The following is a 12,451-nucleotide window of genomic DNA, read 5'->3' on the forward strand; positions in this document are numbered from 1 at the left end:
AAGTGGCGGACAAAAGCGCGGTGGGAATGGGGTTCAACTTCGCCGTGCTGGGGGAGCACCGAGGGGCCTTTCTGCGGTCTCCACTGAACCGACGTCCCCGGATGCGTAACAAGGGCGTAAATCAAGATGGCGAACAATCCTAAGAAGATCAAAGATCCGACCGAAGTCGCGCTGTCGGCGATTCAGGAAGCCCTGAATATCCCCGACGCGCCTCCGGCCGGTGACGATCAGGCCGCCGGGCCAAAGGAAAGTGTGCCAAATTCGGACAGCCCCGAGCCCAGCTTCTCCGAGCTGACGGAGCTGGCCGGGGAGCCGCGGATCACGCCGCCGGCGCCGAGCTTCGAGCCGGCCGCCGAGCGCAGCTTCGCCAGCCGCCCCGCCAACGACGACCGCGAGACCATCGGCCAGCTGCTGCAGTCGCTGCAGAAGGGTCGCACCACCCGTAACGTCTATACGCTCGCCACCATTTTCGCCGGCGTCTGGGTGTTCGGCGGCATCATTCTGACCGTCAGCTTCCTGCCCGCCCTGCAGGCGCTGGTCGGCCAGGGCAGCGGCGGAACGCTGGCGCTCGCGGGCCTCGCCGCGCTGTTCTTCGCGCCGGTGATGCTGTTCTACTTCCTCGCCAGCCTCGCGTGGCGCGGCCAGGAGCTGCGGATGATCGCGCAGTCGATGGCGCAGGTCGCGATCCGTTTCTCCGAGCCCGAAATCGCCGCCAGCGACTCGGTGGTAACCGTCGGTCAGGCGATCCGCCGCGAGGTCGCCGCGATGGGAGACGGCGTCGAGCGTGCGATTGCGCGCGCCAGCGAACTGGAAGCGCTGGTCGCCAACGAAGTGTCGGCGCTTGAGCGCGCCTATTCGGACAACGAAGTACGCATTCGCGCGCTGCTGCAGGACATCGCGCATCAGCGCGACAACCTGGTCGGTCAGGCCGAGCAGGTTCGCAGCGCCATTTCCGGCGTGCAGATCGACCTCCGCCACGACATCGCGCTGATCTCGGACGCGATCGCCAGCCGCGTCGACGAAGTCGCCAAGAGCATCACCAGCGCCCTGGAAGAGCGTGGCGCCCATATCACCAGCGCCCTCAGCCACGCCGGCGACAACATGATTCTCGCGCTCGGTGAGCGCGGCGGCGAACTGCTCGACCGCCTCGAAGAAGCCAGCGCCGAGACCACCCGCGCGGTGCTCGATGCCAGCGAGCGGCTGACCACCAGCCTGAACTTCAAGACCGGCCACGTGCACGCCGAGTTCGTCGAACTGGCCGATCGCGTCCACGACATGATGAACGAGCGGCTCGACCGCATCACCACCGATTTCGAGCAGCGCTCCTCGACCATCATCGACGGCATTTCGGAGCGCACCGAGCAGGTGCAGGATTCGCTGAAGAACTCCGGCGACTCGCTGCTGCTCGAACTCGAGCTGCGCAGCACCGATCTGGTCAACAAGATCGACGACGCCGGCCATCGCCTCGCCGATCAGATCCTGACCAGCGGCGACAAGGCGAGCGAAGCACTCGACGTCACCGTCAACACGCTGGTCGCCAAGGTGGTGAGCCAGACCGAAGCGACCCACGACACGCTCAGCATCCAGATGAGCGCGTTCGACGACCTGGTGAAGCATCAGGGCACCGAGCTCGCCGAGAAGTTCGCGCGCGACAGCGGCACGCTCGGCGCGCTGATCACCCGCCACATCTCCGAATTCGACCGCACCGTGAAGACGTTCGGCGGCGAGATCGTCGAGCGGATGGGCCAGCGCACCCAGGACATTAACGAGACCCTGAAGACCTACGTCGACAATTTCGATCAGCGCGTCGCGAGCAGCTCCGGCGAAATCACCGCGCGGCTGGACGACCGTCTGCATCAATTCGAAAGCCTGTTCGACACCCGCGTCGGCAGCCTCGACGGCACGATCGACAACCGCCTGAAGTCGCTCGACGACACCGTCGGCAATCATCTCAACTCGCTCGAACGTATCCTCGACACCCGTACCGAAGCCGTCACCGGCAACATCGACGGCCGCATCGAGAAGCTCGCCTCGACGCTGTCGACCGGCGCCGCCAACGCGGTGGAAGCGATCGACTCGCGGATCGTGCAGCTCAGCACCACGCTGTCGACCGGTACCTCCAGTGCGGCGGACATCATTGACGGCCGCATCGCGACGCTGACCACGACGCTGTCGACCGGCGCCGCGAACGCCGTCGAAGTAATCGACGACCGCATCACCACGCTCACCACCACGCTGTCGACCGGGACCGTGCAGGCGATCGAAGCGATCGATTCCCGGCTCACCCACCTCACCCACTCGCTCACCGACGGCACCGCCCAGGCGATCGACGCGATCGACCGCCGCATCGGCGCGGTCACCGAGACCATCGACAGCCGCACCGCCAATCTCAGCACCACCGTCAGCGCACGCTTCCAGGAGATCCACGACGGCCTGGAGAACCGCGTCACTGCGGTGATCAACGACGTCGACCTTCGCGTGTCGCAGTTCGAAGACCTGCTCGGCTCGCGCATCGAAGCGGTCGCCGGCCGGTTCGAGAGCAGCGGCCGCGAGGCCAGCGAGATGCTGATGGCGCGTGCCGAAGAGCTGTCGCAGGGCATCAAGACCAACGTCGCCGACGCCGAACGCACCCTCACCCATCTGGTGGTCAGCACCAGCGACACCATCCGCAGCAGCACCCAGTCGGCACGCGACTCGATGCTGTCGGTGTCGAACGATGTCGGCGCCCAGCTGCAGGTCACCTCGGCAGAGATCGAACGCGCCCTCACCACGGTCGGCACCACCGCGGCCGCCACCGTGGTATCGAGCGCGACCGAAGCCCAGGCCAAGCTCACCATGGTGTCGAGCGAAGCCGCGATGCAGTTCCGCTCGCTGTCCGACGACATCGAACGCACGCTGTCGGCTGCCGGCACCGCCACCGTCGCTACCGTGCTGGCCGGCGCCCGCGAGGCCCAGACCACGCTGGTCGCGACCTCCACCGACGTCACCACTCAGGTGAAGTCGCTGGCGTCCGACATCGAGCGCACCCTCAGCGAAGTCGGCGGCCATGCGGCTGCGTCGCTGCTCGGCAGCGCGCGCGAAGCGCAGAGCACGCTGACCTCGACCTCGACCGAAGTCGCCACCCAGGTGAAGTCGCTCGCCTCGGAGATCGAGCGCAGCCTGACCGAAGCCGGCGGCAGCACCGCAGCGTCGGTGCTCAGCAGCGCCCGCGAGGCCCAGACCGCCCTCACCACCACCTCGGCCGACGTCGCCAATCAGGTGAAGTCGCTGGCCGTCGACATCGAACGCACCCTCACTGGCGCCGGCGACACCACCTCGGCCTCGGTGCTGGCGAGCGCCCGCGAGGCTCACGCCACGCTGGTGTCGGCCTCGTCCGAAGTCACCGGCCAGATCCGCTCGCTGTCGACCGACATCGAACGCACGCTGTATGCGGCCGGCAACGCCACTGCCGAAGCCGTGCTCAGCGGCGCCCGGTCGGCGCAGTCCACCCTGGTCTCGGCCTCGGAAGAAGCCTCCGACAAGGTCAAGTCGCTCAGCGACGACATCCAGCGCACGCTGGTCGCTGCGTCGTCGGAAGCGGCCAACCAGGTCACGACCCTCACCGCGGACGTCGAGCGCCGGCTGTCCGCTTCGGGCGCCAACACCATCGAGACCATCGTGGCCGGTGCGCGTGAAGCGCAGAACACGCTGGTGGCAACCTCGACCGAGGCCGCCAACCAGGTGAAGTCGCTGGCCAGCGACATCGAGCGCACGCTGACCGCCGCCGGCAGCGCAACCGCCGGCACGCTGCTGGCCAGTGCGCGCGAAGTCCAGACCACCCTGGTGTCGACGTCGACCGAGTCGGCCGATCAGGTCCGCTCGATCGCCGCCGATGTCGAGCGCACGCTGGTGGCTGCTGGCCGCAGCACCGCCGACTCGATCGTGGCGAGTGCCCGTGAGGCCCAGACCTCGCTGGCCACTGCGTCCGGCGAAGCTGCCAACCACGTCAAGTCGCTGGCGATCGATGTCGAGCGCACGCTGACCAGCGTCGGTGCCGCGACCGCCTCGACCATCCTCGACAGCGCCCGCCAGGTGCAGTCGACGCTGACCACCAGCTCGGTCGATGCCGCCAGCCATATCAAGGCGCTCTCTGCCGAGATCGAGCAGACGCTGTCGGCTGTGACCGCCAACACCACCGACCACATCCAGGTCAGCGCCTCGGCGGCCCAGGCCACCTTGGTGGCGATGTCCAACGAGGTCAGCGCCAAGATCAAGTCGACCTCGGCCGACGTCGAGCGTTCGGTGTTCGCCGCCAGCGGCAGCTTCGGCTCGACCATCACCGCCAAGAGCGAGGAGATCGTCGGCTATGTGCAGCAGCAGGCCGAGCGGCTGTCGCTGATCATCGACGGCAAGCGCGGCGTACTGGTCGAAGCCATCGCCGGCAAGACCAACCAGCTCACCAATGAAATCGATCGCGTCACCAGCGACGCGCTGAACGCCATCGAGACGCGCGGCAAGACCTTCTCGAACTCGATCCTGACCAACGGTACCGAAGTCGCCCGCTCGATCACCGGCGCCGGCGATCTGGCCACCAATGCGATCAACAAGTCGCTCAAGGACCTCGACCTCGCGTCGCGGTCGGCGATCGAACAGTCGCGCCAGGTCTCGATCACCGCGGTTACCGAGATGCAGGAGACCAGCAAGATCCTGCGCACCGACACCGTGGCGCTGTTCGAGCGGCTGCGTGAAGGCAACATCCTGCTGCAGGAAGTGCTCACCGGCGCCCACGAGAACCTCAACTCGCTGGAACGCGCGCTGGTCACCCGCGTCGCCGACTTCGTCACCACGATGAACGAGGTCAACGCCCGCAGCGGTGCCGCCACGCAGACGCTGGAAGACCAGCTCACCGGCTTCCACACCAAGACCGCGCGGGCGCTGGAAGATCTCGGCGCGCTGTCGGCGCAGTTCGAAGCTCACGGCCACGCTCTGGCCGAGGCCGCCGACCTGCTCGAGCACAGCAACCGCCAGGCCTCGACCTCGGTCAGCGATCGCAAGGAAGCACTGGAATCGCTGGTCACCACCCTCGATCTGCGCACTGCGGATCTCGACCAGCGGCTCGGCCGGTTCACCAGCCTGCTGGATGAATCGCTCGCCGCCGCCGAGGAGCGCGCCCGCGACGTCGCGCGGATCGTGGCCGAAACCGCCGGTGCCGGCTCCGCCAGCATCACGCAGCAGTTCGAAGCGGTGCGCAGCGCCGCCGAGCAGGAGCGCCGTCTCACCGTCGAGGCGATGCATCAGGTCTATAAGCAAGGCACCCAGGAAGCCGATGCGCTGTTCAAGCAATCGGCCGATCGCTTCACCTCGATCGTCCAGGGCATCAAGCAGATGGCCGCCGAGATGCAGCACGAGCTCGAATCCACCCGCGAGGAGCTGCGCCGCGGCGTGCTCGAAATCCCGCAGGAGGCCGCCGAGAGCACCGCGCAGATGCGCAAGGTGATCGTCGACCAGATCGAGGCGCTGGCCGAACTCAACCGCATCGTCGCCCGCCACGGCCGCGGTATGGACGTGGTGACGCCGACCCGCGCCGCCACCGTGACCGCCCGCGAGGAAGAGCCGGTGCTGGCCACCGCCAACGTTGGACGTGCCGAAACGGTCGCCGCCCGCCCTGCCCCGCGCAGCCGGGAATCCAGCGCCGCGACGCTGCCGCCGCCGGACCTCGGCATGCCGGTCGGTCCGCGCCGCACCGAAGCGCCGCCGGTCGCGCCGAGCAACGCCGACCAGGGCCGTGACGGCTGGCTGTCGGAGCTGCTCAACCGCGCCGACACCAGTGCCGAGCGTGAACCGCCGCGCGGTCGCGCCGCCCAGCAGGCCCAGGCTGCGATGAGCGGCAATCCGCTGGAGTCGCTGTCGCTCGACATCGGCCGGCTGATGGACCGCAACCTCGCGCTGGAGATGTGGGAGCGCTACCAGCGCGGTGAGGCGAAGTCCTTCACCAAGCGGCTCTACACTCCGGCCGGCCAGAAGGCGTTCGACGAAGTCGCCCGCAAATATCGCAGCGAGCGCAGCTTCAAGCAGACCGTCGACCGCTACATCGCCGAGTTCGAGCGCCTGCTCGACGAGGTCGCCCGTGACGACAACGCCCCGCAGGCTCTGCGCGGTCACCTCTCGTCCGAGACCGGACTGGTCTACACGTTGCTGGCCCACGCAGCCGGACGGCTGGGCTGATCGGTCGGCCTCGCGGCGACAAGGACGCCATAACGATTCAAGCGGAGGCCTCGCGCCTCCGCTTTTTCTTTGCCCGATGCAAACCGGCCTCCAGGGCAAACGATCCCAATTGCCAGCGCCCAATAAAGTGGGCGGCCTTTCGCTGCATCTGATTACCAGACGACGTGTTTTTGCCGGGACGTACTCACGCGCCGGCAACCACGGCAGACGCTTTACCGCTCCGCAGGCGGATATCGGTCGATCCCGAGGATCGCTTCTCGCGCGGCGATCGCTTAGTTTGTCCTACAAGTAATCAATCGACTCACCTCGGCTCCATTGCCCTCAGCCGAGGTGACCAAGCGGCCCGCAGCATTCCGCCGGTCGCTCGATATCGACGCGTGCGTCCGTTTTCGGCGTTCTGTTGTTGATCGCTCAGAGGCCACCGATGCCCTGCTCCCGCCGCTTCATCTTGAAATCGACCGCCGCCTGCGTGGTCGCCTCCGCCATTCCCGGTTTCGTCACCAAGGCTACCGCTGCACCGGATCTCGCCCGGTTCGACGCGCTGGCCCAGGCCGAGCTCGTCCGCAAACGCGAGGTCACCGCACTCGAACTTGTCGACGCCGCGATCCACCGCATTGATCAGGTCAACCCGAAGCTCAATGCGGTGGTGACCGCGATGTTCGACCGGGCGCGCAAGGCCGCCCGTAAGCCGCTACCCAACGGTCCGTTTGCCGGCGTCCCCAGCCTGGCCAAAGACGTCAACGACTACAAAGGCGTCCGCACCACCTTCGGCTCCCGCCTGTTCGCCGACAACATCTCGACCAAGACCGAGCCGCTGCTGGCCGCCTATGACCGCGCCGGCATCATCTTCGTCGGCAAGAGTAACACGCCCGAATACGGCTTCCTGCCGACCACCGAGCCTTTGCTGCTCGGGCCCTGCCGCAATCCCTGGAATACCGAGCATTCGACCGGCGGCTCATCCGGCGGCGCCGCAGCGGCCGTTGCCGCCGGCATGGTGCCGTTCGCCCACGCCAACGACATTGGCGGTTCGATCCGGATTCCGGCGTCGTGCTGTGGCGTTTTCGGTCTCAAGCCGAGCTTCGGCCGAATCGAGCTCGGCTATGCCGACATCTCCGGCGTGATGGTGGCAGATCACATGGAAACGCGCAGCGTGCGCGACAGCGCCATGGCGCTGTCGATCACCGAAGCCACCGGCCGCAAGGCGGCCTTTGCGCCGATCGGCTACGTTTCCAGACCCGGCAACAAGAAGCTGAAGATCGCGCTGACGATGGACAACGCCCTCGGGGCGGCGCCGGCGGTCGACGTCAAAGCGGCGATCGAGCGTAGCGCGAAGCTCTGCGCCGATCTCGGTCACGAGGTCATCCCGGCCGCGCATCCGCTGGCCGGCGATCACCAGATCATCGACGCCTACATTGCCCTGTTCGCCACAGACGCAGCGGCCCTGGTCAAGCTCGCCAGGAAGCGCGGGTTTGATCCTTCCTCGGTGCTGGAGCCGTGGACGCTCGGCAACGCCGCCGTGTTTGAGAAGCTGCCTAATGACGCGGTGCAGAAGGCGCTCGCCTATCGGCAGGAGATCGTCCGCCGGCTCGATGCGTTCTTCGCCAAATACGATGCGTGGCTGACGCCGGTGGTCGATCGCGCGCCGCCGAAGCTCGGCGAATTCGCCCCTACCGTCCCCTACGCGACATTGCGCGAGCGTTCGCTCGCCTACGCGTCCTACACGGCTCTGCATAATTTCGCCGGCACGCCGGCAATGTCGGTACCGCTGTTCTGGAACGACGCCGGCCTGCCGATCGGCAGCCAGTTCTCCGCCGCGCGCGGCGGCGAGAAGACGCTGCTAGAACTGGCGTATCAGCTCGAGGCTGCGCAGCCCTGGGCCGGCAAATATCCGCCGGTGTTCGCCGGATAACTGCTTTCTGAAGCTACTGCTGCGATCGGCGGCGCGGCATGCGCTGCTGTTCGGCAAGGGCTGTGGCAGGTGCAGCTCGGATGAGCGCAACAGGAGCCGGACTTGCGGCGGGAACGGCTTATGCGGATGTGGGTGCGCTCGTCTGCGCTATAGTTTGATTTTCGTTGGGCCTTTGATGAAACCGGGCGATTGCACTATCTCGTCTCCCACCAAGACGCCTTACAGTTTCTGGGCCACCTCAGTCTAGGACGCACCATGCCTTCTGAACACCGCTCGCCTCGCCTTGCCGTTCTGATCGATGCGGATAACGCATCCGCCAAGATCGCGGACGGACTGTTCGAGGAGATCGCGAAAATCGGCGAAGCCAGCGTTCGCCGGATCTACGGCGACTTCTCCACCTCGCGCTCGAAAGGCTGGGCCGACATTCTGGCGAAACACGCCATCATCCCGCAGCAGCAGTTCGCCTACACCACCGGCAAAAACGCCTCCGACATCACGCTGGTGATCGATGCGATGGACCTGCTTCACAGCGGCCGCTTCGAAGGCTTTTGCCTGGTCTCGTCCGACAGCGACTTCACCCGCCTCGCCTCGCGGATCCGCGAGCAAGGCGTCGATGTATTCGGCTTTGGCGAGCAGAAGACCCCGGAGAGTTTCCGGCAGGCGTGCCGGCGCTTCGTTTACACCGAGAACCTGATCGCCGGAGCGAGCGACAGCAAGGGTACGGCATCGACGGCGAAACCGCTTCAGCCGCCGAGCGCAGCCACTCCGATCATCGAGCGGGTGATCAAACAGATGGAAAGCGAAGACGGCTGGGTGTCGCTCGGCGAAGTCGGCAAGCACCTGTCCAATCTGGCTTCCGACTTCGATCCCAGAACCTTCGGCTTCCGCAAGCTGAGCGACCTCGTGCGCAAGACCAACGCGTTCGAATTGGAGCATCAGGGCGGCCACGCGATGCGGATTCGCCTGAAGCCGCACGGCACTCCGGCCGACAAGCCGACATCCCCGAGGAAGCGTCCGGCAAGACAGGACACGCGCCGCACCGGCGGTGCTGCGTCCTGATCGTTCAACGAGGATCGCGGATCAGCTTGGCGTGCAGATCCTGGTATCAGCAAGCGCCGCACGGACGTGCGAAGCCGCATCCGTGACTTGAGACGTCAGCGGGCGCGCTGAAATCCGAGCATTGCTTGCGATCGAAGTGGGACCGTGCTTCGGCGCGCTTACGACAGGCTCAACTTCATGGTGAGGGGCCGCGAAGCGCTGTCTCGACCCATGCGCCGCGAGTTGATGAGGGCTCTCCCGGAGCCGCCTTACTGCTGTCGGCGGCGCGGCGGGCGCGGCTGTTCGGCGCGGGCGGCAGTGGGCGGCGCTGCGGCCGGCTGCTCCTGCTGAGCGGTGTTGCTCGGCCCGAACAGCACCCGGGTCGGGTTGCGGTCGAAATTGTTCACCGCGCGGCTGATGTCGGCGAGTGTGCGGCGGCCATCGAGGATCAGGGCGCCGGAGCGCTTGTCGAGATTGTCGGCGAGTTCGCGGAACGATTTCACCGCCTGGAACAGCTCGCCGCCATCCTTGCCGCCGGCCAGCGCGTCGATGCCCTGCATCACGCTGTCGGTCTTGGCGATGACGCCGTCGACCCGCGACATGATGCTGTCGATCTTGTCGGAGCTGCGCGCCAAGCTCGAGGTGAAGGTCTGCAAATTCTCCAGCGAGGTCTTCACCGACTCCTGGTTCTCGGAGACCAGGCGGTTGACGTTGCGCAGCGTCGCTTTGATCGACTCGGAGATGTCCTGCAGCAGCTCGGGATCGGCGGTCAGCACCGGGGTGCCGTCGTCGTCCAGCGGCACCGGCGGCGCGGTCTCCGAGCCGCCCTTCAGCGAAATCGCGGCGACGCCGGTCAGGCCCTGGAATTCCAGGCCGACCTGGGTGTCCTTGCGGATCGGCGCGGTGTTCTCGACCATCGCCAGCGCCACCACGCGGCGCGGATTGTCGAGCTTGACCGACACCACTTCGCCGACCCGGACGCCGTTGAAATTCACGCTGCCGCCGTTGCGCAAGCCGGAGGCCGCGCCTTCGAACACCACCCGCAGCGGGCTGCGCGCCTTGGTGGTGTGCAGGCTCTGAAACCACAGCACGAACCCGAACGCCGCGGCGATCACCGCGAGGGTGAACGTCCCGATCAGGAAGTAATTCGCACGCGTTTCCATTCGCCTCTACTCCAAACCAATCTGCGGCGCCGCCGGCTCATCAGCCGCCGCGCCACGCGGCAGGCTTTGAGCGCAGAATGCGGAAGCAAAACGACGCAGCCGCGGTGCGGCGGTCGAAATTTCCTGACGCGCCCCGATCATGGCGAACCGACCACCGCGCGGGCGCGCTTGCCGTGAAAATACGAACGCAGCCACGGATGCTGCGAGGCCTGCATGTCGGCGATGGTTCCGGCTGCGATCACCTTGCCATCCCCCAGCACCGCGATGCGGTCGCAGGCGGTGTGCAGGCTGTCGAGGTCATGGGTTACCATGAAAACCGTCAGGCCCAAAGTCCGCTGCAGCGTGCGCACCAGCTCGTCGAAATCGCCCGCGCCGATCGGGTCGAGGCCAGAGGTCGGCTCGTCGAGGAACACCAGCTCCGGATCGAGCGCGAGGGCGCGGGCCAGCGCCACGCGCTTGATCATGCCGCCGGAGAGTTCGGACGGATAGCGGTCGATCACTTCCGGCTTCAGTCCGACCATCACCAGCTTGGCGATGGTGATCTCATCGAGCAGCCGCTGCGACAGCTTCAGATATTCCCGCACCGGGAACTGGATGTTCTGCCGCACGGTCAGCGACGAGAACAGCGCGCCCTGCTGAAACAGGATGCCCCAGCGCCGCTCGACACCGCGCCGCTCGGACTTGCTGGCTTTGTCGAGATCGATACCGAACACCTCGATGCTGCCGCTCAGCTTCGGCACCAGGCCGATGATGGTCCGGGTCAGCACCGACTTGCCGGCGCCGGAGGGGCCGACAAAGCCGAGAATCTCGCCGCGCCGGACGTCGAGATCGAGCCCGTTCAGTACCCGCGTCGCGCCGAACTGCACGGAAACGTCGCGCACCCGGATGATCGGATCGGCCGCACCCGTCATCGTCAGATTCCAATTCCCGCAAAGAAGATCGCGAACACGCCGTCCATCACGATCACGAAGAAGATGCTCTTCACCACCGACGCGGTGGTGTGGCTGCCGAGCGACTCGGCGCTGCCCTGCACCGCCAACCCCTCGACGCAGGCGACGATGCCGATCACGGCCGCCATCACCGGCGCCTTGATCATGCCGACGGTGAAATGATCGATCGAGATCGCATCGCGCAGCCGCAGCAGAAACGCTTCCGGATCGACGCCGCCATACAGCCAGGCGACCAGCCCGCCGCCATACAACGCCGCCATCGCGCCGAGGAAGGTGAGGATCGGCACCGCAAGCACCAGCGCGATCAGCCGCGGCACGATCAGCACGTCGATCGGATCGAACCCCATGGTCCGCAGCGCGTCGATCTCCTCGCGCATCTTCATCGAGCCGAGCTCGGCCGTGTAGGCGCTGCCCGACCGGCCCGCCACCATGATCGCCACCAGCAGCACGCCGAGCTCGCGCAGCACCAGCACGCCGAGCATGTCGACCACGAACACGTCGGCGCCGAACTTGCGGAAATGAAAGATGCCCTGCTGAGCGACGATGCAGCCGATCAGAAAGGTGATCAGCAGGATGATCGGCACCGCGCGCCAGCACACCTGCTCGAGGTGGTGCACGGTCGAGGTCAACCGGAACGAGGTCGGCCGGACGATCACGCGCAGCACGCCGGCCATCACCGCGCCCATCATGCTGATCAGCGCGACGATGTCGTCGAAGAACGCGTACATGGTGCGACCGAGCCGCTCGATCGGCGCGCGCAGCGATCCGCCGCGCCGCGGCGCGGGTCCGGTGTCGCCGACCTGGCGCACCTCGTCGACCAGGCTGGCATAGTTGGTCGACAGACCCGCGATCCGCGCCTCGGTCCCGTCCTGACCGAGATTGCGCCGCATCCGTTCGATCAACCACGCGCCGAACGTATCGAGCCGCGAAATTCCGGAGACGTCGATGAAGACGTTGGGCTTGGTCTCGCCGATCTTCTCAGCTTCGGTGACCAGCCGCTCCAGCGCCGGCGCGAACCGCGCGGTCCATGTTCCCGAGGCGCGCAGCGCCAGCTCTTCGCCACGCGCGATCCGTTCGAGCGACGGACCGCCCTCCAACGCTATCTGCTGTGTCATTTTGAGCCAATCCGGGTTCGAACGCCGCCTTGCGGGCCAAGCTCATTACCAGCCATACTTGTCAGCTCCGGG

Annotated in this window: 6 protein-coding genes; 3 read left to right on the top strand and 3 right to left on the bottom strand. The window is 66.5% G+C overall.

The annotated features are described in order from the left end of the window. Positions 1–126 precede the first annotated feature (126 nt). The 3 genes from LRC39_RS20225 to LRC39_RS20235 all read left to right on the top strand — a co-directional run bounded on the left by LRC39_RS20225 (position 127) and on the right by LRC39_RS20235 (position 9,172). Positions 127–6,204 carry a negative regulator of septation ring formation gene (locus LRC39_RS20225; RefSeq protein WP_346295433.1) on the top strand — a complete coding sequence of 2,026 codons (6,078 nt, stop codon included), beginning with the start codon at positions 127–129 and terminating at the stop codon, positions 6,202–6,204. Positions 6,205–6,628: 424 nt separating this feature from the next. Next, on the top strand, positions 6,629–8,113 hold the full coding sequence (locus LRC39_RS20230) for an amidase (RefSeq protein WP_346295434.1): 1,485 nt from the start codon (positions 6,629–6,631) through the stop codon (positions 8,111–8,113). A 255-nt stretch (positions 8,114–8,368) separates the two neighbouring features. Continuing rightward, on the top strand, positions 8,369–9,172 hold the full coding sequence (locus tag LRC39_RS20235) for an NYN domain-containing protein (RefSeq protein WP_346295435.1): 804 nt from the start codon (positions 8,369–8,371) through the stop codon (positions 9,170–9,172). Positions 9,173–9,420: 248 nt separating this feature from the next. Here the strand turns inward: LRC39_RS20235 and LRC39_RS20240 are convergent, their stop codons facing one another. The 3 genes from LRC39_RS20240 to LRC39_RS20250 form a co-directional block, all read right to left on the bottom strand. Further along, complete coding sequence (locus LRC39_RS20240; protein WP_263989422.1) at positions 9,421–10,314, bottom strand: MlaD family protein; 894 nt, start codon at positions 10,312–10,314, stop codon at positions 9,421–9,423. A gap of 137 nt (positions 10,315–10,451) precedes the next feature. After that, the gene (locus LRC39_RS20245; RefSeq protein ID WP_107345654.1) at positions 10,452–11,225 is read right to left on the bottom strand and encodes an ABC transporter ATP-binding protein; all 774 of its coding nucleotides are present in this window, start codon (positions 11,223–11,225) and stop codon (positions 10,452–10,454) included. A gap of 2 nt (positions 11,226–11,227) precedes the next feature. Continuing rightward, positions 11,228–12,379: an ABC transporter permease gene (locus LRC39_RS20250; RefSeq protein WP_346295436.1), complete on the bottom strand. Its 1,152-nt coding sequence runs from the start codon at positions 12,377–12,379 to the stop codon at positions 11,228–11,230. Positions 12,380–12,451: the final 72 nt, after the last annotated feature.

The organism is Rhodopseudomonas sp. P1, from assembly GCF_039642825.1.
GTDB classification, from domain to species: domain Bacteria; phylum Pseudomonadota; class Alphaproteobacteria; order Rhizobiales; family Xanthobacteraceae; genus Rhodopseudomonas; species Rhodopseudomonas palustris_H.